The organism is Flavobacterium sp. 1355, assembly GCF_017833415.1.
Lineage (GTDB): Bacteria > Bacteroidota > Bacteroidia > Flavobacteriales > Flavobacteriaceae > Flavobacterium.
Genome location: NZ_JAFICC010000007.1, coordinates 127,176 through 153,072, shown reverse-complemented (window position 1 = coordinate 153,072; position 25,897 = coordinate 127,176). Strand labels below are relative to the sequence as shown.

23 protein-coding genes and 2 tRNA genes are annotated in these 25,897 nt (G+C 34.6%); 7 read left to right on the top strand and 18 right to left on the bottom strand.

Features of this window, described 5'->3' with window-relative positions:
* Positions 1-3 precede the first annotated feature (3 nt).
* The 16 genes from JOD96_RS10680 to JOD96_RS10605 form a co-directional block, all read right to left on the bottom strand.
* Complete coding sequence (locus tag JOD96_RS10680; RefSeq protein ID WP_209564253.1) at positions 4-336, bottom strand: hypothetical protein; 333 nt, start codon at positions 334-336, stop codon at positions 4-6.
* Positions 337-447: 111 nt separating this feature from the next.
* A complete protein-coding gene (locus JOD96_RS22445; RefSeq protein WP_245188390.1) occupies positions 448-1,860 on the bottom strand; it encodes a DUF4157 domain-containing protein in 1,413 nt (470 codons plus the stop codon).
* Positions 1,861-1,887: 27 nt separating this feature from the next.
* The gene (locus JOD96_RS10670; protein ID WP_209564252.1) at positions 1,888-3,348 is read right to left on the bottom strand and encodes a contractile injection system tape measure protein; all 1,461 of its coding nucleotides are present in this window, start codon (positions 3,346-3,348) and stop codon (positions 1,888-1,890) included.
* A gap of 141 nt (positions 3,349-3,489) precedes the next feature.
* A complete protein-coding gene (locus JOD96_RS10665; RefSeq protein WP_209564251.1) occupies positions 3,490-6,324 on the bottom strand; it encodes a hypothetical protein in 2,835 nt (944 codons plus the stop codon).
* A gap of 12 nt (positions 6,325-6,336) precedes the next feature.
* Positions 6,337-9,081, bottom strand: a complete 2,745-nt coding sequence (locus JOD96_RS10660) for a hypothetical protein (protein ID WP_209564250.1) — start codon at positions 9,079-9,081, stop codon at positions 6,337-6,339.
* Positions 9,069-12,245: a baseplate J/gp47 family protein gene (locus JOD96_RS10655; protein ID WP_209564249.1), complete on the bottom strand. Its 3,177-nt coding sequence runs from the start codon at positions 12,243-12,245 to the stop codon at positions 9,069-9,071. The genes JOD96_RS10660 and JOD96_RS10655 overlap by 13 nt, the downstream gene beginning before the upstream one ends.
* 11 nt (positions 12,246-12,256) lie before the next feature.
* On the bottom strand, positions 12,257-12,667 hold the full coding sequence (locus JOD96_RS10650) for a GPW/gp25 family protein (RefSeq protein WP_209564248.1): 411 nt from the start codon (positions 12,665-12,667) through the stop codon (positions 12,257-12,259).
* Between the two features lie 2 nt (positions 12,668-12,669).
* Complete coding sequence (locus JOD96_RS10645) at positions 12,670-12,960, bottom strand: PAAR domain-containing protein (protein WP_209564247.1); 291 nt, start codon at positions 12,958-12,960, stop codon at positions 12,670-12,672.
* Between the two features lie 4 nt (positions 12,961-12,964).
* On the bottom strand, positions 12,965-14,710 hold the full coding sequence (vgrG, locus tag JOD96_RS10640; protein WP_209564246.1) for a type VI secretion system tip protein VgrG: 1,746 nt from the start codon (positions 14,708-14,710) through the stop codon (positions 12,965-12,967).
* The gene (locus JOD96_RS10635; protein WP_209564245.1) at positions 14,710-15,393 is read right to left on the bottom strand and encodes a CIS tube protein; all 684 of its coding nucleotides are present in this window, start codon (positions 15,391-15,393) and stop codon (positions 14,710-14,712) included. Before JOD96_RS10635 ends, vgrG begins: the two co-directional genes overlap by 1 nt.
* A 2-nt stretch (positions 15,394-15,395) precedes the next feature.
* Complete coding sequence (locus tag JOD96_RS10630) at positions 15,396-15,551, bottom strand: DUF5908 family protein (RefSeq protein WP_209564244.1); 156 nt, start codon at positions 15,549-15,551, stop codon at positions 15,396-15,398.
* A gap of 2 nt (positions 15,552-15,553) precedes the next feature.
* On the bottom strand, positions 15,554-16,000 hold the full coding sequence (locus tag JOD96_RS10625) for a phage tail protein (RefSeq protein WP_209564243.1): 447 nt from the start codon (positions 15,998-16,000) through the stop codon (positions 15,554-15,556).
* A 2-nt stretch (positions 16,001-16,002) separates the two neighbouring features.
* Positions 16,003-16,431 carry a phage tail protein gene (locus JOD96_RS10620; RefSeq protein ID WP_073488721.1) on the bottom strand — a complete coding sequence of 143 codons (429 nt, stop codon included), beginning with the start codon at positions 16,429-16,431 and terminating at the stop codon, positions 16,003-16,005.
* Positions 16,432-16,460: 29 nt separating this feature from the next.
* Positions 16,461-18,563 (bottom strand): phage tail sheath C-terminal domain-containing protein, encoded by a 2,103-nt coding sequence (locus tag JOD96_RS10615; protein ID WP_209564242.1) that lies wholly within the window; start codon positions 18,561-18,563, stop codon positions 16,461-16,463.
* 21 nt (positions 18,564-18,584) lie between these two features.
* Complete coding sequence (locus tag JOD96_RS10610) at positions 18,585-19,427, bottom strand: hypothetical protein (protein ID WP_209564241.1); 843 nt, start codon at positions 19,425-19,427, stop codon at positions 18,585-18,587.
* Complete coding sequence (locus JOD96_RS10605) at positions 19,424-20,026, bottom strand: DUF4255 domain-containing protein (protein ID WP_209564240.1); 603 nt, start codon at positions 20,024-20,026, stop codon at positions 19,424-19,426. Before JOD96_RS10605 ends, JOD96_RS10610 begins: the two co-directional genes overlap by 4 nt.
* A gap of 395 nt (positions 20,027-20,421) precedes the next feature.
* Here JOD96_RS10605 and JOD96_RS10600 point away from each other — a divergent pair, with 395 nt between their 5' ends.
* Entirely contained in the window at positions 20,422-20,781 is a 360-nt protein-coding gene (locus JOD96_RS10600; protein ID WP_209564239.1) for a hypothetical protein, read from the top strand.
* Between the two features lie 66 nt (positions 20,782-20,847).
* Here JOD96_RS10600 and JOD96_RS10595 read toward each other — a convergent pair.
* Positions 20,848-20,919 (bottom strand) — tRNA-Glu (locus JOD96_RS10595).
* A 480-nt stretch (positions 20,920-21,399) separates the two neighbouring features.
* On the opposite strand from JOD96_RS10595, the gene JOD96_RS10590 reads away from it, so the two are divergent.
* The 5 genes from JOD96_RS10590 to JOD96_RS10570 all read left to right on the top strand — a co-directional run bounded on the left by JOD96_RS10590 (position 21,400) and on the right by JOD96_RS10570 (position 24,674).
* Positions 21,400-21,858, top strand: a complete 459-nt coding sequence (locus tag JOD96_RS10590) for an RNA methyltransferase (RefSeq protein ID WP_209564238.1) — start codon at positions 21,400-21,402, stop codon at positions 21,856-21,858.
* A gap of 164 nt (positions 21,859-22,022) precedes the next feature.
* Positions 22,023-22,619, top strand: coding sequence for a hypothetical protein (locus JOD96_RS10585; RefSeq protein WP_209564237.1), 597 nt, complete (start codon positions 22,023-22,025; stop codon positions 22,617-22,619).
* A gap of 172 nt (positions 22,620-22,791) precedes the next feature.
* The gene (locus JOD96_RS10580; RefSeq protein WP_209564236.1) at positions 22,792-23,373 is read left to right on the top strand and encodes a hypothetical protein; all 582 of its coding nucleotides are present in this window, start codon (positions 22,792-22,794) and stop codon (positions 23,371-23,373) included.
* A 193-nt stretch (positions 23,374-23,566) separates the two neighbouring features.
* Positions 23,567-24,037, top strand: a complete 471-nt coding sequence (locus JOD96_RS10575; protein WP_209564235.1) for a DUF695 domain-containing protein — start codon at positions 23,567-23,569, stop codon at positions 24,035-24,037.
* Between the two features lie 169 nt (positions 24,038-24,206).
* Complete coding sequence (locus tag JOD96_RS10570; protein WP_209564234.1) at positions 24,207-24,674, top strand: hypothetical protein; 468 nt, start codon at positions 24,207-24,209, stop codon at positions 24,672-24,674.
* A gap of 98 nt (positions 24,675-24,772) precedes the next feature.
* On the opposite strand, the gene JOD96_RS10565 is transcribed toward JOD96_RS10570, so the two are convergent.
* Positions 24,773-24,845, bottom strand: a tRNA-Met gene (locus JOD96_RS10565).
* Positions 24,846-24,962: 117 nt separating this feature from the next.
* Here JOD96_RS10565 and era point away from each other — a divergent pair.
* The gene (era, locus tag JOD96_RS10560) at positions 24,963-25,844 is read left to right on the top strand and encodes a GTPase Era (RefSeq protein ID WP_035685094.1); all 882 of its coding nucleotides are present in this window, start codon (positions 24,963-24,965) and stop codon (positions 25,842-25,844) included.
* Positions 25,845-25,897 lie beyond the last annotated feature (53 nt).

The window sequence follows — 25,897 nt, the reverse complement described above, 5'->3', positions numbered from 1 at the left end:
GATTTAGTTCGTTTTTTTTGCTCCATTTTGATAAAACTCCATAAACTCATTATAATCAGGTAGATTAGAATCAAATCCGCTTTCATAAAATTCAACCCAATCTCTACAATATACCGAAGTTTCATACGGATCTTCCTTAAAAATGTTTTGAATCTTTAAGCTCCAATTTAAAAACGAGCCTTCATAAGGTTTTCCGTCCTTAAAAATTCCGCTTGTAAGTAAAGTGCCATCCAAAGAATACCATTTGCACACACCATTAAGCTTATTATTTTTAAGGGTGTATTCTAATACAATTACATTGTTGTTCTTAATAATATGTGGGTTTTCGTTTTTCATTTTGTTATTTTTTGTGTTGTTAGTGCAAGTTATTAATGAGGTTAAAAGAATTATCAACAGATAGAAAACAGGTAGGGATTTATAAAGATTGCCGTTTTTCATCTATTAAATTTAAGGAAGTTTTTTACTGCAAAAACATTTCAAAACCATATTTGTTCTGGTCTTAATAGAATTGGGAACAACCGTTTCTTTGTGATTGCTTTGAGTAGTAATTTCAGATGCAGGAGGTTGCCAGGACATAGCTGAGCCAGGACCTTTAACGGGTCTTCCTCCATTTTTAGACATTACCTGAGTTGGGTCATTTCCTTTTCCATCGGTTTGACCGCCAACAATGTGAAAGTCGGTACCGCTAGCCGATGCTCCGGTAAGGGTGTCGGTTTGTGTAAGAGTGTACTCCCAAAACCAAAATTTATAATCTCTTGGATCACAAGTATCTGTAGGTTTTGCCAAAGCTGTCATAGTGGATAAGATTTTTTTTGTATCTGCCAGTCCAATTCTTGTGAATGTTTTGAAAGCTAAACCTGAACAATTGTAGGTTTCTGCCTCAACTTCCTGAGAGAATGAAATGTGAGCGCTTTCGGTATTTTTACCCCATTTGCCATCAATAGTATCTTTGTACAAGCCAGCACCAGTCAATTTCTTTTGATAATTTATAACAGCATTTTTTGTATTTGTGCCGTATGTGCCGTCTGGAGTAGTACCTACAATTGCTTGTATTTCATTTATTGATCTTTTTACAGCTGCAGGAGGAGAATATCTCCAACCGTTATCTTTTGCATAGCGTTGTACTTTATTGGCACTTCTGTTTTGCTGCACTGTATGGGTTAATTCGTGTGCCAGCAAATGTTTACCTTCTTTTGAACCGGGATTGTATTTTCCTTCGTTAAAGTAAACATCATTGCCATTGGTAAAAGCCTGAGCTCCTAATTCCTGACTCATTTGAACAGCTCTGGCATCTGTATGAATTTTTACATTGCTAAAATCCGTACCAAAGCCAGACTCCATTTCGCCTTTGGTTTTTCTATCCAAACCGGTTCCGCCGCCTTTTGAGCTATCCAGTTTTCCTTCTAATTCATTGTTCTGAATTTCTGTCTCTGAATTTTGTTCTTTTTTTTGAACAGGCTTTTCGTCCTCTTTTTTGTCTTTTTTCTGAACAGGTTTATCCTCCTCTTTTTTATCTTTTTTCTGAACCGGTTTCTCATCTTCTTTTTTATCCGATTTTTTCTGAACTGGTTTTTCTTCTTCTTTCTTATCGGATTTTTTTTGAACAGATTCTTCCTCTTTCATGTCCTTAGCCTGAACAGCAGAAATGGTTTCTGAAACAGGTTTTTGCTGTACTTGTTCTTTCGACTGCAAAAGTCCGCCTCCAGATGCATTATTATTCACCACTTTATCGGCTACATGATCTGCTTCTGCTTCATATTTATCTCCAACCGTTCCTGTTTTTAACTTCTTCTGAATTTTAGGGCCAAAAAAAGTACCGCTGTCGGGACTGTTTCTTTTTCGTTGGTCAAATGCTCTCATAACTATAAATTTTTACCGTTGGAATTTCTACCATTGGGTATAGATTAATTTTTGAATCCACGGAATTTTAACGATGCTGATATTCCATGGAATTTTTTCTAATAAAAGATCCTGCGTTTTGCGTTCAATTGTCAGTTTCGGATTAGATTCGCTCCAGTCCAGTTTACCCTCTCTTTGAAGAAATTCGCTCCTTAAAACAGCTGTAGAAGTATTTTTTAAAGCCGACCAATGATAAACCGCAGCGTCTAACATTTTTTCTGCCTGTTCCTTATGTTTGTCATCAATTTTAATTTCTTTTTGTATGGATTGCTGCATTGGTATTCCGCATAAGAACTTTTCAAAAAGCATCAGATGTTCATAGTCATTTTCTCTTTTTGTAGCAGCATAATGCAAAGCATGTACAGCTAACTCCTTGTTTAAAAGAGTGTTATTGTCATCCATTAAACCACAGCTTTTGAGCATTTCTTTTAGAAAGGGATGCAAAATAATTAAACCTGCATTTTGCACGTAGCAGGATTTAGAACCCAGACTATCTTCCTGATAATCATCATCGGTTATAGACTCCTCTTTTATTAAACTGCTTTCAGATTTTAATATATTTTCTTCTTTTTTAATTGGCTTTTCTTTTTCAGAAATCAAATACTGCGTTTTCATTTCGGTTAGCTCTTTATCAGTAAAATCAAGCGGTACGAGTGTTTTTATATTTTGAATAAAATTTTCAAAGGACATTTTATTAGATGAAAACTGAGCCTGCTTCTGATAATAAAATTTGATGAGGTTGATTGGGTTTTTTTCAATCCAAAAATCAAAAATCAATTGCCAGAATGTCGCTTTAAAAGAGTGCGTTTTTTGATTTAGCAGCTGCAGCAAATTGTTTTTTGAAAATGCTTTTTGCTGATTTTCTGAACCTAAAACGGCCGAACTCAAAACAGCAATTTCCTGATTTGAAAACTGATTTACGATTCGGTTTTGAACTTTTTTTTGCTGTATTAATCTGTTAAACGGAATTCTGAAAACATCATTTTTTAATCGGTCAGGATTGACTTTTTTTAAAAAATCTACCTCACCCGCATTAGAAAACCACCACGGCATACTGCCATTTTCTATAAAATAAAGTAAGGTTTTGAGGTCTTTGTCCTCATGCGAAATTGTAAGAATTTCAGAACCTTTTTCATCTTCATTTTTAGTGTTTTTTTGTAAACCATTCAAGGCTTTTTGTACCTCTTTTTCGATTTGGTTTTTTATGTCATTTTTAGAAAAAGAGGTGTCATTTTTTCCTGTAATGGATTGAATGTTAATTTCTAATTTTTCTAGTTGAATTATCTGATTATCAATATTTTTAACCAAATTAAAATGTTTTTCGAAGATCGGGATCACCTCCTCCTGCACAAACATAGCAAGGCTGTTTTTGATAGAATTAGCCATCACCATTGAAGGTGTTTCTATTTCTAAAAAAACTCTTTGAATACTATGTGAATTTTTATTCATTTTTATTTGATAGTTTAATTTTTTTTCTTACATTTGTATCTGACCGAGAGGTTATACTGGGAAAAGATAGTTATCGTAATTGATAGCAGCTCCCCATTAAAGCTTGAGACCTGCCAGTTCTGGTATAAGTCTCAAGCTTTTTTATTTGGTGTCACCCGGTTTCTTCAGATCTCTTTTGGTAACTAGGGGTTTAGTGACTACGGGTTTTGTAACCACAGGCTCCGTTATTTTTCTATTTAGGTTTCTAAAACGGTTTGCTTCTATTTTAATAAAATTGCCGTTTGTGGGTTTGTAGAAATAGATTTCTGCTTTTTTAGCATATCGGCTGATTAGTTCATCAAACTCTGACGTTTTTACGGTTCTGGTAGTATCAATGTGAATCATGTATTTACTCACTTTTTCTTCATTATGAATTTTTGTTCTCAAATTCATAAATCGCACTAACTCATCGTTGGTATCATCATAATTTTTTAAGTAATAAGACTGCATGGTAGGGTTAACCCAGTTTCCGTTTACCCAGTCGCCGCCAATATAAATATTATTATAATTATCATTTATGTTTATGATTTGGTCAGCAATAGACATTAGTTCTTCTGCTACAGTTGTGTCCTCAATTTCCTGATTATTGTAAATCATCGGTATTGTGTAGAAATCTTCAAACGTTTTTGGAAATCTCATATAGGATTCTGTAACCTCATGGTATCTCAATCGGCCTCTTAAATATTCGAATTTATCCCAATCATCATTAAAGCGTCCAAAATTGTCATCGTCTTTATTAATCGGATCATAATTAGCATGTATTTTTTTGTAAATATTGGCTTTATGTGAGTTGATAATAGCACAGGTTATTTTATTTGTAGAGAACACTTTGCCATTTTTGGTCACGCCGTTTTCTGTAAACGTATAGATTGGAGCAGATTTTGAAAGTGTAATATCCTGAACTTCAAATTCAAAAACATCTTTTTCAAGGCGCATAATTCTAAGTTTTTTCTCTTCTTCAATAAAATCAAATAAAAGCCCTGTAGGGAATAGATTGTTGAGTGTTTCCATTACTACATGCAGACGACGGGCGAGAATCTGGTCTAACGGAATGTTTACTAAAACTCTGTTGGTGATTAAATTTACCCCATTTATAGAATATTTTTTTATGCTTAATGTGTAATGCGTAGGCATTTCAACCCGTTTGCTTTGGGTTCCTCTGATACTTCTGGACAAATTATTGATATAACGTAAGGAGCTGATCCACGGATAGAGACATCCCATAATGGTACAGCATCCAAGTCCGTTGTCAGGGCTTATTTTTCCATCAATAGCAAAATCGGTTATAAATGCTGTTCCTGATTTTAGCAGCAGCAAAGTTCCTCCTTTTTTAACACCAGCCTTATGCTCAAAAGAATAATTAGTGTTGAATAAGATTTTTAAATCGGCAGCATTTTCAGTAACATCCAAAATATAAAAATCAAAATCCAGTCCGAATTCTATTCTTTTTGAGTTTAAAAATGCTTTTACATCATCGACACTATCGTTTAAATAACCTTCAATTCGATAAAAATCATAATCGTCTGTACAATAACCCAGCGGTGTTTTGATATAATCATTGTTTGCCAAATTTGTAGTATGATAACTAAAATTGGCCTGATGATTATAAAGGCTGCTTTTTTCAAAATCCCAGGCATGCAATAAATTATCGTCGACATTATAGTAATACGGAACCGATTTAGAGCCTAATTTACCCATTGTTTTTGATGGCGTAATTTTAATGCTATTGGCCGTTACCTGATAATTATCTAAAATTCCTTTTAACCTTCTGACTAAAGAATCAAAATGGCTGAATGTTTTATTCTGGTCTAAAGCCGCCGCTTTGTAAAATTGGTGTCTGTAATCTTTAAAACGATTATTATCTTCTACAAATCCTAATAATAAATGTTTTGGAAATGAACCAATAGGCGGATTACACTCTGATTTGAGCTGAATAAAAAGATCTTTGAGTTCTTTGTAAGTCGCCACGATATCTTTTAATAAATCGTATCGGTAATGAATATCTGCCGGAATATTGATTGGGTCAATAGTAAGCAGGGCCGTGATGCGGGTATTGATGGCTGTAAGCTGACTTGTATAACCAAAGGGTATAAGAACGGTAGCCAAATTAGCAAGTAATTCAGATTTAAACGAAACATCATTGACAACAGTAGTAAATAGCTGTTTGATTTGATTGGCTGTCGAAGTACTGTTGAATGTTGGGATTACTTTTTTTACGCCCAACTCGTCAAGCGTGCTGTATTTTTGAAAAACATCGTATTTATTATAAAGAGGATCTCTTTCAGGAGAACCGCTTTTGCCAATAATGATATTAGCAGTTGCCTGGCTTACAACCAGTACACGTAAGTTAAAAATTTCTTCACCGCCTTTGTTAGAACAATCAACCTCATCGCATAAAGCGGTATCTTTGGTATAATTTTCAAGATATAAAATGACAACATGATTTTTTAAGTTGGCAAAAGTTGTTAATAAAGATTCGCCGCTTTCCAAAGGAGTTCCGGCTGGTTTTTCCGGCAGTAATTCCCACATAGGCAATATTGTATTGCCGGCGTTTTTAAAATGCGGGTAATTGCCTTTGTCTGTATCAAATACTTTATAGGTTTTATAATCAATTTTTGAAATATCAATCGAGAACAATTTTTGCTTAATAAGAGTTGCCTTCGCCTGATCTGCAGGGGTAAGGGGTTTTGTGGTCAGTTTTATCAAATCACCGTCAGTAGTAATTCCGTTTCCCTGCGTTATCGTAACAGTAGAGTACCCCACATTGGCTGAAACCTGAAAGCCGCAGACAATTCCTGTACCGGTAAGAAAGATTTTGCTTAATCGATTTTGGTCATCAAAATAATCAATAGTTTCGTTGAGCTGAAAGTGTGTTAACACCTGATCTGCTACATAACTATGATAATGTCCTGTAATGGTGGTAAGTTTTGCTGCCATGACCTTTGTATTTTATATTGTTCCTAAATTTGTTCTTCCTAATACTATTTTTCCTGAAATATCTTCTTCTTCATCTACACAATTGTACAATGTGCCGGTTGGATAAACAGAATTTAATTTTGATAATGACTTAATGAATTCTGGTAAAGCATCTTGTTTGTTTTGCGTTTTGTCAATCAGAAAATTTTTGAAATCCCTTTCAAAATCAAGCAAGTCGTTATCTTTTGGAGTTATTTGATCTTTTCTATAACCAATCCAGCATATTTTGCCCAAAATATGAGACGGGATTTCCTGCCGGATTACGTCTTCAGCAAAATTTCTAAAATCAACATCTGCAAACCGGTACGTATATCCGGGTAAAACCACACTAATTTTAAAAGAATACGGATTGGGTACGCAACAGTCTCCAGAGCAGTCATCTGCACATATTGGCATATAATAGCCGGCATCAATTACTTCGTCAGGATTTGGAACCAGTAAAATATGTTCTACCAGAAAAATACCTTCATCGCTAAATTCTTCTTTAAAGAAAATCAGTAAATCAAGCATTGCCGTTTTTACTTCTTCCAGAGTGGCATAGAGTATATATTGGCGCGCTATGATTCTGTCAGGATTGCTCAAATCATCAACGAGTTCCGGGTTAATGATATGAAACGAGTATTCATGAGCAGCAGATTCAATTACTTCAAAAGTGTCGATAACCGTATCTTGAAAAGCAATTCCATTTTCTCTGTTTTTAAAAAGTTTTTCAAATGCCTGCTCTATTTCTTTTTCACTTGTTTCATAAATTTTCAGGATAGAAAAATACATTTCCTTAATTGCTTTCGATTGATTGTCATAATCTTCGGTTGCGGTTAAAATGATTTCATTGGCACTGTTTCTAATTCTCCATCTAAAGAGATTTGGAACCACGCCCGGACTCGGATCATAAAGCTGGACAAACAAACCAGAGATATTTTTTCTTTTGATTCCTCTTTTGCCCGTAGCCGGATTTTTATCTCCTTTGATTCCTAATAAACCTGCAATTCGATTTTCTAATCCTGTCACATTAAAAGTGTTCCATAAATTGGATACTGGCTGATTAAAATAATTAAACCCGCTGCCGCGTTTACTGCTGATCGTATCGTAATTGATTAAAAAATCGGATTTGTTTTGCAGCACGATTTCATCAGACGAAGCGCCATATAATGATTTCATCAAAAAAGCATACTCTGCAAACCGTTCTGCAAACCGTGCAATGAGATGGTCTTTTATCTGGTTTTGTCTTTTAACAGCGTCATCGAGATCACTAAAAAGTAATTCATCTAGTTTTTCTTCATTTGATGATAAATATGCCTCATTTACAATTTCCTCAAAACCTGTCATGTCAGTAATAGCCTGCGTAAAATAAGTATCTTCCAGATCGCTGTTGATAGAAAGCAATTCTTTGACATTGCTTAAATGTTTAAAATAACTCGCTAAAATTTGATCAAAAAACAGCAGGTATCCTTTTAATTGTTTGGCTTTGGCTTTTCGTTCCCCACTCGCAGATTCTGAAAGTCCAATTTCGCCAATACCATAATTTTCGGGAAAATTATTGGTAATACTCGTATAGAAATCCGATTCTGTAATTTTTCCCTGAGGAATTTGCAAGTCCTTATTTTTAGCTGCATTTAATTGAGAATAGGCAAGGTCTTCTTTTAATTCTTCTAAATATTGTTTTGCTTTTACTTTGTTAACCGTAACCGGCAAAACGCCTTTGCTAAAGTTTAGTGTACTTTTTTGGCAAAGGCTTGGTTTTTTATTAGCAGGAATACAGATATTCCAAACACTTCCTTCTGTTTCTATCGCATCACAATTATTTAATGAGATGTCTTTAATAACATTTACACCTTCTATATTCATGATAATCTGCATAATATCAGAAAGACGCACTTCAGTTCTCAAAGACGAATTTTCTAATTCGGCAGTATCAATAAAACCCCTTTCCAAAAGAGGGCCTTCAAAAATCTGGTCGCTGGAATATCCTTTATCGAACATTTCGGCGAGCGAATAATATTTAACTCCAGGAGATAAGTATTTTTCGAGTTCAAAAGTGATTTGAGCATGAACATATTCTTCGTTGGCTTCCGGATCAAGCTCGATTAAAGCACAGACTGCAATAGGCTGAATTTCAACTTCCCGGACTTCCAAAACATCTTCGCAAAGGTTTCTGTTTGCATGAAACTTTTCGATTATTTTGGTTTTAAGCAATGCCTTTTCTGCATTGTTAATTTGTTCAAAATCAACCAGTATGTTATAATATCCCTTGATTTCAGATTCCTTAATAAAAGTATCTAAGGTGCCAATAAAATCCTCTTTTTTGAGAGAAATCTTAGCTTCTTTGCAATTGATGAATAATTTTTTGGTCGTTTTTTGAAGCCAGCAATTTTTGATGTTTGGATCAATATCAATTAATATTTTTCGATAATCAAGAGCCGTTACAGCCTGCATGGGCAAAATTTCAGTAGCCGTAAAAAACTGTTCTTCAATAGGGTTTGAGTTGTTGCTTAATAAATCTTCAATAGGAAGATTGATTCTCATACCCAAATCGGTAATCGCATAACAAAGCACTTCCAGAATCGTAATTCCGGGATCGTGCGTGTTATAGTCTGTCCAAAACTGACTTCCCAATGATTCAATGTACTCGATTCCTTTTTTTCGAAGGAAGTCAAAACTCATGTCATCATTAGAACTGACGTTTTTTGGGATGCTGATATGTTGGTTTACAGTTGACATTCTTCTTGTGGTTCTATGGTTTTAACAGTACATTGGGTGACATTGGTGCTGATTACATGATTTTTTGCCGAAACTAAAATCGATTTTGGATTAGTCGGAACGGCAGCTTTATCAGACAAAACCCCGTTTTTTAATAGTTTTACATCTTGCAGATAATCCACATAGCCCAGCTTTTCGATATAATTAATGAGCAGGCTGGAATGAATGGTGACCCCAAACGTGATCGGAATATTTTTGTCGAGTGCCCAGGGCGATAAAAACTTGATAATATCGGCATTGAGTTCCTGCATGTAGAAATTTTCATCGTAACCCGGCTTAAATTTGACTTTCAGATCAACCTGAACTTCTTCATATTTTGGATTAATCACATACGTGGTTACATGCATGGAGTTCAATTGATCAATATGTTTTTTGACTTTGTTAAGTGTGGCGGTGCTTACCCGCGGCTGGTAAATATCGAATACGTTCTTGTTTACCGTGTCCGGAATGACAACCAAAGTCACATTTCCGGGCGATTGATACGAGTCGTCGCAGGTATGGTTCAGGCATTTTACCTTATATAATTCCGGAAATTTTTGCAGTACGATATGTTCGTAATCCCACATCGTAACCGCTCTGTTTTTGTGTCGAAGGCGTTCGCTGATTCTTCTGTAATAATCTTCACTGGACTCTACTGGTTTATAATCAAAACTGTTATAAGGCTGTGTAACCGATTTTACATTACTAAGTCTTTGCAGCAGCTTAGAAATAGTTCCGGCTTCTAATCCGGTTTTTAAATGCGATAAATCATTAGCATTATCCTGAAAAGCAGCCAAAACCGCCTGAGAATGAATTCCGGTTATTTTACAAACCACATCGAATTTTTTATGCATTTTGGCTTTAAGCCAGATGTAATTTTTAGGAAGACGTGTGTTGTTTTGAGTGGCTTCTTTTGGTAAGTTGAATTTGAGAATTCCGGATTGTAATAAGTTATCCGTTTCATTTCCTAAAATATCAGAAGGATTGAGAATGCGCCATTCGTTATTGCCCAAAACAGACCATTCTATTTTCTGTTTTCCGGTAAAAGAGGGTGTCGTTGGGTTTTCACTTCCTTCCAAAACCTGAAACAATAATGTGATTTGCTGTAATTCCTGTACATTTTCTAAACCTATAAATAATTCTCCGCCTTTGCAATACGTAGGAATCAGATATGAATTTTCGTTTTCTGCATAATCCAATATAGATTTTAGATAACTGTGTTCTTCAGAATATCCAAAAGGATGAATATGAAATAATTTCGCTTCGTTTTTAGTATAAATTCCTTCTAATGTTTCTCCTACGGTTACTGAGAATTTGGTTGTTTCAGAAGCTGTATAATTTAATATTAGATTTTCTGCCAGTGGTGTGTAAGGTTCGTTTGGAATTACAACATTGGCATCGTCTGTAGAAAGTGCCAGAGCATAAATTTTTGGATATAATTTATGTAAAAACGATTTTGTCAGTGTTAGTTTTAGCTGGCCATTTTTCTCTGTGATAAAATTAGAATTGGCTATATTTAATGTCGTTTTAAATGGATTTGTTGCTGTAAATAAAGTTGCAGCACTTCCGTAATTCTGCCAGATATTATTAGATAAAATTGCAGGCTGATATTGAAAATAACTGTTAGCTGTTACGATTCCGCCAGTACTTATAAAACCATTAGAGGCATTTAGGACACTGCTTTTAAAAGCACCTACACTAATGGTATTTAAGGCAGTCGTCTTGTAAGCTTTATAATGTTCTACAAAATCAACAGGAGTGTTTTTCCAAAGTATATCGATATTTATATTTTCCCATTTTTTAGTAAAAGCTTCGTTGTATTTTATCAGAAAGTTAGAACTATCAACAGGCTGTGGTGAAAAAGCAAAAAACGGTTTTGCAGCGTTGATACTGCCGTAATCATTTTCAAGAACAGCATTCTTAATGTTTTGAACATCAATGTTGATGACGATGTTTTCTAATTTGTTTTCGGCCAATAATTTGTATAAGTCGTAGCCATTGGCTTTTGTAACATCCAGATTAAATTTTGCAACCGGCAGGTTCGTGGCAAATTCTTCACCGTAAACTTTAGCATCATAACCGCTAATAGCATCTGCATTTTCATCTAGGAGAAAAGCAATTTTCATCGTTTTCCCGCTCACAGAAGTAGTGTAAGTACTGCCTGATTTTATGGGTAATGATAATGCAATTTCGGCAACTTCAAGCCATTTTTTGGCTGTAGTTAACTGGAGGCTTAAGCATTCTTTTATAATGGCAGAAGTGATAGCAGTGATATCATTCTGAAAAGTAAAACTCATCTGAATGCTGCGTTTTCCTTCTGACAAAAACAGAATAGGTGAGGCTACTGCAAAACCCAAAGTCGGATTTGGCAATTTGGGTAAGACACCAGTTTTATCAATGTAACCAAAAGGCCACCATTGCGTATTGTTTTTATCGGGAAATGCAGCTCCTAAACCATCGTAAGAATTTGCGACCGGGCTTGCTGTTATTTTTTTTTCGTCAATATCATTATAAATGTTTTTCAATAAAGAAACGACCGTTTTATTGGCTATCAATTCATTGTTAGTATAATACGTTCTGGTTTTACCCAAAGTATCTTTACCGCCGTCAAAACCTGTTTTGGCTTCAACTTTTTCCTGAAGAGCATTTTTTGCCAACTCAAAAATCAGGTATACTTTATCTGGTGTGGCAGGCAGTTTGTCAATATGTAAAATCTGGCTGTAATAAAAATCCAGATGACGTTTCGTAAGGTTGTTGTATCTTTTTTTGCTGTTTTCCAGCAGCATCAAAAAAGTAAGGAATAAAGTTAAATGCGGTGTAATGGCATACCCTTTTTTATTCTCTTCGATTAAGTCAGTCAGTTCTTTTTTGACACGGTCCAGTTTTAATTGATTTTCTATAGATGGTTTTTCTCCATTCCATTTAAAGAAATCAAAAAAAGGTTTCCAGTTGCCTGACGGAGTTTGGGAATTTGAGGTTTCAAAATAATTTACATATTCAGAAAAATTATGGGCAAACAAAACCCAGTCAGTCAGTTCAAAATCATTAAGACGAATGTTTTCGGGTTGTAACGCGTTGAGATAGCGTTGCTTTTGGTCGCTGCCATTAGAAGTCAAAACGCTCAATATAGTATTACAATTACTCATCTTTTAACAATTTATAAATTGGTTCCTTCTTGTTTGTAAAATGGATAAACCATATTTATTCTCGAATTGGTAGCGCGTACTTTAAAATCTATCAGTACTAATAATTCGCCGCTCAAATCGTCACCTTTTGTAATGTCAATTTTCTCAACGTCAATTCTGGGTTCGTGATACAGAATAGCCGTTTTTATCAGTTCAGAAACAAACGTTTTTAAAGTTCTGTTTAATGGGCTAAATAATAACTCATCCATATTACATCCATATTTGGGCTGCATGATGCGCTCGCCAATTTTGGTTGAAAGCAGGATTTCCAAACTGCTTTTAATATCGTTTTCATCTGTCAGCATTATTACGGCTTTGGTACTATCTTTAAATTCAGGAGGAAAACTCCATCCAATACCCAAAAAATCTTGTTCTGTTTCCATAATTACCCAATTAATACAGTTGCTAATCCGGCGACTATTGTGCCGCCATGCGCAGTTGAATCGCCCATACGAGCTGCTGGTTTGCCACCAATAAAAACCGTTGATGATCCTGCAACAATACTATCTGGCGGTCCTGTACACGTGGCCATGTCGCCAACACATGCAGCAGGCATTCCGCCAATTAAAACGGTTGGCGCGCCGGCAGGTAAAATCGGGCCGCCCACATGAGGAACCGTTGCAGTAACCATTGGGCAAACGTGCATATCTGAAATTCTTGCGGCTGGTGCTCCCATAATTTTAGTTTATTTGTACCATACTTCCTTTTAAAACGGCAGTAGCTCCAGATGACATTTCTACACCCGCGCTTCCTTCTGCCTTAAATTGTGCGCTGGCATTTATAGAAACATTGGTTCCTTCGATTTTTACATCTCCGGTGGCTTTGAATTCAATATTTCCAGCACTTTCTATTTTTATTCCGTTGCTGTCGATGGTGATAATATTCGAATTTTCGTCTTCAATTTTAATGACGCCCTGATCTTCATCTAGTGTTATTTTTTTTCCGGCAGGAGTTTCAATGGCAATTGATTTTTTTTCATCGTCAAACAGAACTTTCATTTCACTTCGGGTTACAATTCCTTTTTGATGATTGTCATCAGAAGCTGTAATGGGTGATGGTTTTCCGCTGCTGTGAAGCATTCCTAAAACAATAGCATTATTTGGGTCTTCATTAATAAAACCAATTATTACTTCATCTTCAATTTCGGGCCTGAAAAAAAAACCTCTTTTATCTCCGGCATCGGGCGAAGCAACGCGGCACCAGATACCTTGTTCATCATTATTGATAATGGGAATCTTTACCAAAATCCGGTCTTCACCATTAGGATCTTCTTCGAGTTGGGTTACAATTCCAACCTGCAGCCCTTTTATGGCCGGAATAATTCCCGAACCTGTAGGTGTATGAATGTCAAATGTTTCAGAAAACCATTCCGGGTTTAAACCAAATTGAGCATCAATTGTCCAGTTTCCTTCTGCCAGTTCGTGAAAAACACCAGTGACATAAGCATTTCCGTTAAATCGGTCGCCAACGCCTTCGAGCGTAATTATGGTGTTTGGTTTCACAGCGGGAATACCCTGAAATTTGACTCTTCCACGGATTTTTGATAATTGCTGAAACAGTAATTTGGCATCTGCCCAATCCTGCAGTTCTACTTCGGTGAGTGTACCGCCGTGACGCAATTCCAGATTTTCAAGCTCAATAGTTTTAGACAAATCAGCAACAGAAAGATTGCCATTCAGACTTACTGCCGGATCGCTGGCTTCGATCTCAACTAATTCCTGATCTGTATAATTCCAGCTGTAAGAGGATACTTTAGCAAATTGATTACGGGCATCAATTTCGGCATCAAAATCAAGTAAAGTAGCACCAAAAGTAATGGTTTCAACAGGCGATGCGGTTATGTTGGGTTTGCTGATAGTAATTTTTCCGTTCTCAACAAAACAAAGTTTTCCGTTAGCCTGCGCTCTTGAAACGATGAAATCCCAATCGGATGTATTGTACTGCACAATTTCTTTATGACTAAAATTAGTGGCTTCAACATCTTTTCCTAATCCATAAGAATCTATAATTTCTTCAAATACTTCGCTGTCTTTTACATCATAAAAATACTTGCTCTTTCTGCCAATAGTGAGTTTTACAGCTTCGTCTTTGCATTCGATAATCAACAAAGAAGCATCGCTTTTTATTTTGATTGAATGTTTGATGATGATTCCTTTGTAAATGGTTTCTTCATCATTGTGATAGCCCGCATTTATTTCGATTTTTTTGCCCGGAATCAGCAAATCTTCATTGCTCAGTTTAAAATCTCTTTCAGAAGCTTCGCCATCTGTCATCACAATTTGAGCCATAGGAATCCTGTTGGCTTCATTTTGTACCACAACACTTTTTACCTGATAGGTATTGGATAACTCCTGACCTTCAATTAAAATTTTAAGTGTTACCAAATCGGCACTTTTACTGGTTTGTATGACTCCGCTATTGTTCATTAGGATTGTTTTTGTAAGGGAGGGAAAAATAGTTTTTGCCCTGTTTTTAGTTTTCTGAAATTGACAATATTATTGACTCTGGCCACTTCCAGATAATACTTCGAATCGCCATAAATGTGATACGACATCAAAGGCAGTGTATCGCCTTCTTTTACAGTTCGGTAATGTGTTAAATCGGGCGATTTGTTATTTTCTTTTGCTGCTCTTAAATTGTCTTCGACAAAACCCTGAAATTTTGCTTTTGCAATTGCTCTTATTGGTGTTCCATCTGGTTTAAAGAGTTTGAACTCTACATCCATTTCCGTCAGGGAACCTTTAAAAAGCAATGTTCCCCAGGAAATAATGAGGTAATTGGGTTTATGTTCATCTCCATTATAATCCAAAATGACTTTTTTGAATTTCTCAATGTCATCGATAATCCCATCGTCAGAACTTTTGAAACCGTTAATTACGCCCGACCGGTCAAAAACAAAATCGAGTTCCAGGTTTTCAGGCAATTTTTTATTAAATCTCGGAGAAACGGTACTCGTTCCCGAAGCCTGGGTTTCATCTGTTTCAATTTTATAGTGATAGGTGTATTTTTCGGGATTCATCAGCGTAGAAAATTTGCCATCAGCAATTTTGTTGTTGAATTCCGGATCACTATATGCTGTGACGGTTAGTTTTTCTAATTCTCCTGGCATGACTATCGTTCTTTTTTACGTTCGATGATTTTCATTACTTGTGCTACACATTCGGCTACAGCGTCTTCATCCTTGCTTTTTGCTTTTGCCGGAGAAGCCGGTTTAGATCCTTCGTTCACGTTTATTTTAATGTGAAGCTCTTTTATTTCTATGGGCATGACTAACTTTTAATTAAGGTGAAATAATTGTAGGTAAGCTCTACGTTTTCAATAACGAGTTTATTTTCTTCGGCATTAAAATCTTCAACCGACCATTTTACAGGATAGGCGTGAACGACGTTCCATGAAACCAAAGGCTGATGTTCCTGATTGAGCAGTTTAACCGTAAGGTTTACCGGCCTGAAAGAAAAATTTTCGATAGCATCCCTGCACCAGTCTATAACTTTAGAATCAATCAGAATTCCTCTTTTTAAAGTCAGGTTTGGATATTTTGTCTTTACAGGAAGTTTGTGTTTGAATCTATTTTCTCCTCCTTCGGCAATTTCTTCGGTTTCGATGTCAACAGACAAACCGGAGACAGATTGAAACTGATGGTCTTTTTCTTGCGAACCAAGACCTTCAAATTCAACTAAAAAGTGAAAACCGACAGGTGGATAATAGTTAGTCATGACTAGTCATTTTGAATAGATAAACCTTCGTGAACCAGTTCCATAGATTCTATAGCAACTTCATTTCCGTCGGCTTTTAAATCAGTCGATTGAATTTTAGTTGGCCATGCGTTTTTTACTTTCCAGGTAATCACAGGTTCGTGATCTTCGTTGAGTAGTTTGATGGTGATGTCCCTTCTTTCTATGGTGTTTAGTTTTACCGTATTCCACCAGGTATAATACTCGTTATCGCTTGCAAACGTTCCTCTTTTCAATGTGATGTTAGAGAATTTCTGCATGCCGGGCATTTTAATCTTGCTGTATTCGGGACTTGCTCCCTGACGGTATTCAATGACTTCAGTTTCTACATCTAATCCCGAAACTTCTGTAAACCCTATTTTTGTTCCTTTCCAGTCAACTGAGAAATGAAACTTTGGTAGTGGATAACTCATGATCTATATTTTTTTAATGTTGATATTAATTAAGATTCCTGCATTTTGTGAGAGAAACGTAAAATGATGAATTCTGCCGGACGGGCTACTGCCATTCCGATTTCGATAACCATTTTACCATCCAAAATATCTACAGCCGACATGGTTTGTCCAAGTCCGATTCTAACATAAAATGCCTGTTCAGGTTTTGCCCCAACCAATGCTCCGGCTCTCCATTGCAGAATTAAGAAATTCTCAATCATGGCTCTTACTCTTATCCAGGTATTGGCATCATTTGGTTCAAAAACAAACTGTTCGGTTGCTTTTTTAATAGATTCTTCGGCCATATTGAAGAAGCGGCGAACCGGGATATAACGCCATTCGCTATCGTTACCAGCCAGGGTTCTTGACCCCCAAACCAAGGTTCCTTTGCCGGTAAAGCTTCTGATAGCATTAATAGATTTTCCTGCAGTGGTGTCAATATTTAAGTTGTCCTGATCTCCATTTGTTATTTTTACCGATGGTTTGATTACATAGTTTAGGCCTACATTTGCCGGTGCTTTCCATACGCCGCGGTCACTGTCTACTCTTGCATAGACTCCTGCCAATGCAGAACTGGGCGGTAGTGTAATAGGAAGACTTGCAATTTCCGACTTAATGATATTGTATGATGCATTTTCCAGAGGCTCAATATCAGCTAGAAACCTTCCATTCATTGCGCCATTATTAACGTCTACTCCGGATACATTTACAGCTGAAACTGCTGCTATTATTGCAGTAACTTGTGCAGACATATTTAAGAAGACATCGGGAGAGATTACAAGAGTATTGCTAGGCAATCCCAAAACTGGAGTGTAGTCTAATAATTTTTTGACTTCGGTAATAATATTCGTAGTATTTGTTTTTACTAAGCTTAATACTTTTGCATTAGTATCGGCATTTTTGAGTTTTGCAGTAAGATCGATTATGTTTTTTAAGACACTTTCAATTTTATTGTTACCTTCAAATCCGCCAACAAAAGCGGCTAGCGCTATAACGATGTTATCATCTGCTGTAGACAATTCTTCTACAGATGCAATTGCTGAATTGGCTGCATTTTTAATGTTTTTCTTAATTTCAACCAGATTACTTAATTGAACAATCAAGGCATCTAATAAATTTGTAAAAGCCGGAATTGTTTTTGCGACGGTAAAATCAGCATTAGTATTATTATAACCCGCAGGATCCTGGGTATATTTTAAAATAGATGGAATGACACCCGCTATGTCGTCGTTTGTAGCATCTGCATCTGCAGAATCACTTATAGTTCTTAAAGAGGTTATAACTGGAGTTAGTGCAGTACTGGCATCATTAAGTTCTCCAAGAGCTATTGGCACAGCATCTTTTTTATATGAAATATGATTTATTAAAATGGAATTTTCATCATATCTATAATCCAGAATAGTTTTTAAATAGGGAAAATATACGGCTCCATATTTTAAATAATCTTTTTCCTGATTCAATTTAAGCCTAATTTCATCTATTGGTGAAACAAGATCAGTGTCGTCATTTATATATTCTGTATCTCTATAGGTATCTATAATGGCAAATCGGTCCTGCATATCATGACATTGCGTTAATGCATTTTTGTATAAGGCATAAAAATCATTGTCACTGGCTAATCCTGCAGCATCCGGAAACAGAATAAGTGTAGGTTCGTCTTCACTTTTTAATAAATCAAGACCGCCATTTAATTCAGAAAAAGAAATCAGGTTTATAGTACTGTCTTCTTTTTCATAAGTATTTACAGAAACAATATAGCAAGGCCCGCCGCCATTTGCAAAGTACATTTGTAATGCATAATACATTAAAAAAGTGCTTGGCGAACTGGGTTGGTTTACTACAATATCTCTTTGTAATTTGCTGCCAATTTCTACATCGGTTATATTTACAGAAATGGTTTTTTCGGGATAGGCAGAACCAAAATAGTTTTCATAATCCAGTAAAGAGGTAATTCTTACGGGGTCATTAATTAAATCACCTGCCGTTTTCTTTGCAGCTTTTTCGGTATAGCCAATAAAAGCGGGAATCGCTGTTTCTACCTGGGCAACAGAAGGAGGAAACTTTACGATTTCCTCAATATATACTCCAGGCGTTTTGTAAGTTGTTGCCATAATTGATTGTTTTTTAATTATTTAAATAAATATTTCAGAATAGTAGTCACTACTTATTTTTGTTATTGATTTTACAGACGGATTTGGGTATTGAGTATCTGGCAGCTGTGAAGGCGTGAAATCGTTAACTGGGTCAATTTCAACAAAACCCGAGCGTGTTAATGGTTTTGCAGTATTGGTTTTAATTGTGATTCCTGTTTTCCGGTTGATGTATCTCCAAAGTGTTTTTCGATTGTCAAAATGAATTTTAAAATTCGGGCTAATCATTTTCCCAAAATTGTCTATAATATTTCCTGAGGTGTTATCACCCTGAAGCGTTAAGGAAAGAAGCCCAAAAATGTCTTGTTTTTCTAAAGGCTGTAATGTTGAAATTAAATTGCTGGTGGTTTCTTCTGATACTAAAAAAACACTTGAAATTAATTTGTTGTCATTTATTTTGGGGAGATATTCAAACGTAACAGGCTCTGTAGGAGGTCTAACGTTGCTAAATAAGAATACCTGATTAAGGGAAAAATCTACATCGGTATAATTCTCAAATTGATAATCATTAATCTTGATTAAAAATTGTAAGTTCAAATCAACAGGAATTTTTATATAAGGGTCGATTTCATCTGTTTCTTTAACTTTGATGTAAACTCTAAAACCTGTTTTGGTTTTTTTGAATACCATTTTATAGTTTTGGAGTATTCTATAGGTTTCAAAAGTTGGCGTTATAGTGGTAAATGCATCTGTTGTAAACTGCTGCATCATTTTTTCCTTATCAGAATCAGACATAGCCGCAAAGGTTTCTTCGCCGTTATTCAAAAAATAATTATGAAGAAACGTTACTTCAAACAACAATCCGTATGTAATTGCAAAACTCATGACTGTTCTTTTGTTTTTGTTACACCTTCGACCTTGCTGATAAGCTGTCCTTCGCCTTGTGCAATATTGCGCTCAATTTGTATCATGCTGACTTTGTATAAGGCCGATGGAAATTGTTTGCCGCCAAGTGTTCCCCAGATATAATTTAACTCTTCAAAAGTGGGCGTGTAGAGTTCAACTGAAAATCTGAAGTTGTCAATATTGCTCATGGCAATATTATTTCTGTTATAAATAGTATTGGCTTGTGTAAAGAGTTTTTTTCCTTGAAAAAAGGCAATGATTTTAGAAATATCATTAAGAGAGCTGAGGTATTGATCTCTATTGGCACTAAAAAGCAAATACAGATTTAAATTGATGATGCTGTTTTTATAAACTGTTTTACTGTTTTCGATAGAATGATTTGGAAAGTTTTTTAGAGTAGCTTCTTCATCCAGATTAATTAGCGTAAGGGCCACGCTGTTTTTTAAAGCTGTAGCTACTTCTTCATTTTGAGATTCTAAAAAAGCAATATTTTCAGGGACAACAGATTTGTCCAGCCCAATTTCGTCGAGATAGTTATTTACTTGTTCTGCAATTATTTGGATAACTTCAAAAATCATCTTGTAATAAGGTTTTAAAAAGTTCTACATTGGGTAAAAGATAAATTCTAGGCGCAGATTGAAAAAAGAAGATTATGCCGGATTTGTTTAAAACTGATGTTACAAACAACGGCTTCTGGATTTGGTGCAAGGTAGAAAACCAAGAGCTATCATAAAAGGGGAAAAAAGCCCTTTTTTTTAAGTATTTTTGCGGTAAAATGTTGATTATAAATATGTTGATTATTCAGTAAGGCTTACTTTTCCGTTTCATAAAGAACGATTTTAGTATATACAAAACCACTAACCATAAGGGAAAATCTAAAAAATATTGATTTTTGATTTGGAGAAGAAGACAAAGAATAGGATAATAATTAAATTTGCCTTTAATAATTCCTAATTCCTGCATCAGAAAATAAATGACTATACAAAATCTAATCGGCACTTATTCCATTTCCGGAAGTAATCAGGAAGAAGGCAATGAAATAAATTATAAAGGAATTTTGACTTTATCTTTAGATTCGAATAACCTGGTTATTGCCCGCTGGCTGATTAATGATTCTCAGGAGCAAAAAGGGCACGGCTTCTTTAAAGATAATATTCTGGTAATCAATTTTAGTTATAAGGGAGAAGATCATAAAACATATAAAGGAGTTGCAGTTTACCGATGTATTACAAAAGATGTATTGAATGGATTTTGGTCTGAAAAACATGGAAATCCTCTTTATTTAGGAACAGAACATTGTCTGAGGATAAAGACTACAGAACAGTTGAATTAAATGTGTTCCGGTTATGTTAGATTTATAAACAAAAAAGCTTCAGATTTCTCTGAAGCTTTTTTTTAGTAGCCCGTAGCGGAATCGAACCGCTCTTACATGGATGAAAACCATGCGTCCTAACCGATAGACGAACGGGCCTGTTTTTCTATTCGGGTGCAAAAATGCAATTAATTTTAAAATACACAAAAATATTTTCTTCAAAAGTTATTTTGGTGATTCTCAAAATATCATATTCAGAATCATTATTTGTAAATAAGTCGGGTTAACCGAGATCTATTTGTTTGATTAATAATTATTTGTTTTGCATGAGAAATGATTTTTTATTAAAATGCTAACTTTCGTGAAGGCTAAAAATTATTTTGGCGATTATTTTTTTTTTGAAAGAATATTCTTTTGGTTTTTAAAAAAAAAAGTCATATACGTTCCTGTTTTATTGTAAAAACTTCCTGAGCTATGCAAATAAAAATAATAAGATATCATGCTTCACACCTGTAATACAAGTCAAGACAAAAACACTTTTGAAAAAAGAGATATAAAACAAAAAGCTCCAGATACGAGATCTTTCTTTCAAATCAATAAAAATTGATTTATGTATGTACAGTTTGTACTTTTGCCCGTATGAATGATAATTTTATAAATGAATATTTTGGGATTGGAATACAAAATGGTAAAACGCCTGAAAATTTGGGTGTTTTATGGAGATCAGCGCAGAACTTAGGCGCTACTTTTATTTTCACCATTGGTAATCGATATGCTAAACAAGCCTGTGATACTCATGATGCGGTAAAAGCAATTCCTTATTTTCATTATGATACTTTTGAAGCTTTTTTTGAAAACTTACCTAAAGGCGCACGATTAGTTGGAGTTGAGTTAGACGATAAAGCGTCTGATTTAGAGACTTTTGAGCATCCAAGACGTTGTGTTTATTTATTAGGAGCAGAAGATCATGGCCTATCCAAAAAAGTTATAGCTAAATGCCATCATTTGGTAAAATTTAAATCGGTAAAAAGCCTGAATGTGGCTGTCGCAGGAACTATTGTTATGTACGACAGAAATTTGCCTAAACCGCGATCTTAAACAAAAATAAAAATCCTATTTTTGAAACAAATAAAGACTGGTATTTGTCAGATATAGCGACTTAATTTAAATTACTTAAGTTGTATAATGTCAGGTAGATATACAGGTTTATAGGTGTTTTTTTGCGAAAAAGCAGAAAATAATAAACAAATAAATTTAACAAAATGAAAAACAAATTACTTAAAATTATTACTTTATCAATCGTATTATTTTTATCACTTATTTTTGTTCAGAGTTGCGCAGTTGCAAGTTTACCAACAACACCTATGAATTTTTCTAAATCTTCTGAAAAAGGATTGCTTGTAGGTTCTGTGACATTTCCAACAAACAAACCAAATTTTAATGGCTATTTTTTTAGACTTACAAATAATACATCACAAGAATTTCAAGTAAATAGAAGTCAAAACGGACAATTAGACGAAGGAAGAACCTATTTGTTCGCAATTGAAAGACCCGTTGGTGTTTCTGAAATTCCTAGTGTGAGATTATTTCATAATAGTGGAATGATTGCAGGACAATACAATGTTAGAACAGGGGGATTTTTAATTCCTTACGAAATAAAAAAAGGAGAAATTACTTATATTGGAAATATAACTTTTAATGATTACGCAAAAAACGGTGATACTGTTGTTAAATTAAACAATAAATTTGAAAGAGATATTGAAGCATTAAAAAAACTTCAGCCTTCAATAGATTGGAGTGAAATAAAAAATGACCAAAACAGAAAAATAGAATATAACGACAAAAAGGCGAGATTGTAAAAAACATTTTGCTAACAGCTACTACGGATTTAGGCAATAGGCTTAATGGAAAGTTGATCTTGTATTTGGGAGGATTTGGCAAATCCGAATAATGGGCTTAATTTAGTTCCAGCCAGCTGTAGTACCAGAACGTAGGCATTACTTAAAACACCAGAATGGTAAATATAAAATTATGAAGATTGTAATTTCCACCTTTATCCTACTTTTTTTCTGTTACTGCACAACTCAAGATAAACAGCCATCAAATATTCTCATTGTAGACAAAACTCTAAGAAAAAATCTCCAAATCAAAAAGTTAAACAATCAAAAAGAGGTTTTTAATTTTAATGAAAAAATGAATAATGATACTTTGAGAAAAAAAACAAGTGGTGTCATTTACAGAAGTTACAAAGATGAAAGCTTAGAATCTTCAAAATGGAATAATTGTAGGAGTATGGTAGATGATGGATTTTTTGGCAAAAAAGGAAGTTTAATCATAAAAATAGGTTTATTTAATGGGATTGGAGGTAGCGGTTTTAATATCGTTGTTGATAAAAACATTTATGCTATAAAGCCTTATTTGTCGGAATGTTCGACAGATCCTAAAAATAAAAAAACTTACAAAACTATTTACCAAGAACTTGTACTTGACAAGCCAAAATATAAGACCGGGGATAGTTTGTTTGGCAAAATTAAGTTTAAAATTATTGAGCAAAATATGTATGAAAAAAAAGGACATATTGCCGAAGGATATTTTAGAAGTTTAGTGGAATAAATAAACAATGCATAACAGCTATTAAAACAAATTTGGACAATTGGCTTAATGGACAATTGGTTTTGTATTTGCAATGATTTGGCAAATCCGAAGAATGGACTTAATTTAGTCCCAAATCTGCTGTAGTTCCACAACGTTAGGCGTCATTGTAAGAAAATAGGAGAAAAAAAATAGAAAAATAAAAAATAAAGAAATGGGAATATTTGATAAAATATTTGGTAAAAAAGCAGTAAACAATTCTAACGAGATAATAACAGAAATTCCTGAAAGCTGGAGTGTTTTAAGTGGTGAAAACAACGGAAATCATATGTTGGTTCGAAAAAATGCAGGGCTTGATAAAATAGCGGGGAATAGCAATTATTCTATTAGCTGTGGAATTGCATTCAAACTATTATTTCCCGATGAAAATGGATTGCCAAATATTGGAAACGAACCAGAATTGAATGATTTAGAAGACGATATTTTTGAAACATATGAAAATGATTTGAATTCAATTGTTGCTACTATAATTACAACTTCAGGATTTAGAGAGTTTGTTTTATATACAAAAAACGTTGGAGAATTTAATTCGAGATTAGAAAAATTAAAAGCTAAATATCCAAAATACGAATTAACTAGCTACAACAGAAAAGATGAAAATTGGGAAACGTACAAATCATTCTAAAATAAAATAACGACGCCAACAGCTACTACAACGAATTTGGGTAATTGGCTTAATGGAAAGTTGGTTTTGTATTTGTAATGATTTGGCAAATCCGAAGAATAGAATTAATTTATTTTAAATCAGCTATTGTATTAGAACGTTATAAACAATAAAAATACTCAAAAAAACTATGTACAGATTTTTATTTGTTTTTATATTATTTTTTTCTTGTACTAATGGGAAAAACAATTCTCAATCTACGGAGAATTTAAATGCTATTAAATCAAAAATGATGATGGAAGAACTTGAAAAATATTTAAAGCACGCTGATGAAGTGACTAATAACGAAGTAAAAGAATTCCATATAAATTTTTACAAAGATGGTAACGAATGTCTTTTTGAAATCAATTATGAGAATAATTTGTATAGTCTTGAAAATGTAAAATCAAATGACGGACATTTGAATGTTAATGGTAAAACAATATTTTTTCATGGACTAAATTTATTTTGTACTAAAGACTTTATAAACTCGAAGTTCTTAAAGAAAGAAAAGGCTACCATTAAAAGACACGGCAAAAAATATAAATATGGTGATGATTTATTCCAATTATATTTAATAACTGAAAATAGTAAACTTCGAAGACTTGCAAAAGCATAAAATCCAACTCATAACGCTAACTATAAAGGATTTAGATTTAGTATAATAAAGGATTAAAACAAAAAAGCTCCAGATTTCTCTGAAGCTTTTTATCTTAGTAGCGGGAACAGGACTCGAACCTGTGACCTTCGGGTTATGAGCCCGACGAGCTGCCTACTGCTCTATCCCGCGATGTTTCGGGTGCAAAGATACGCCGTTTTTTGAGAAAAACAACGAAAACTTTAAAAAATGTTTTATTTTCTGTATTGGGTTGATATGACTACCTTTGCAGAATTAAATATTATGCAAATGTCACATAAAGCAGGATTCGTAAACATTATCGGAAATCCAAATGTTGGAAAATCAACCCTGATGAACGCCTTCGTTGGAGAAAGATTATCCATTATTACATCAAAAGCACAAACTACACGTCATAGAATTTTAGGTATCGTAAACGGAGAAGACTTTCAGTTGGTTTTGTCAGATACACCTGGTATCATCAAGCCGGCGTACGAAATGCAGGAATCGATGATGAATTTCGTCAAATCAGCTTTTGAAGATGCTGACATTTTAATTTACATGGTCGAGATAGGGGAGCAGGACTTAAAAGACGAAGCTTTCTTTAATAAAATCATTCATGCTAAAATTCCGGTTTTGTTATTATTGAATAAAATTGATAATTCAAATCAGGAACAATTAGAAGAACAAGTGGCATTTTGGAAAGAAAAAGTGCCAAATGCAGAGATTTTCCCGATTTCGGCATTGCAGAATTTTAATGTACCGGAAGTTTTTGGAAGAATCATCGAATTATTACCAGAATCTCCGGCCTATTATCCAAAAGATCAGTTAACAGACAAACCAGAACGTTTTTTTGTAAACGAAACAATTCGTGAGAAAATCTTGTTGAATTACAGCAAAGAGATTCCGTATGCGGTTGAAATCGTGACAGAGGAATTCTTTGAAGATGAAAAAATTATCAGAATCCGTTCAATCATTATGGTAGAACGCGAGACTCAGAAAGGAATTATCATTGGGCATAAAGGTGCAGCCTTGAAAAAAGTGGGAACCGATGCTCGTGCTGACTTAGAAAAGTTCTTCGGAAAACAAATTCACATTGAACTTGTTGTAAAAGTGAACAAAAACTGGAGAAGCAACGCTAATATGTTGAAACGATTTGGTTATAATCAGTAATATGGTTTGGGCGTGTCCCTCCGGGCCGGGCTATCCGTCACAATCTTTTGTTC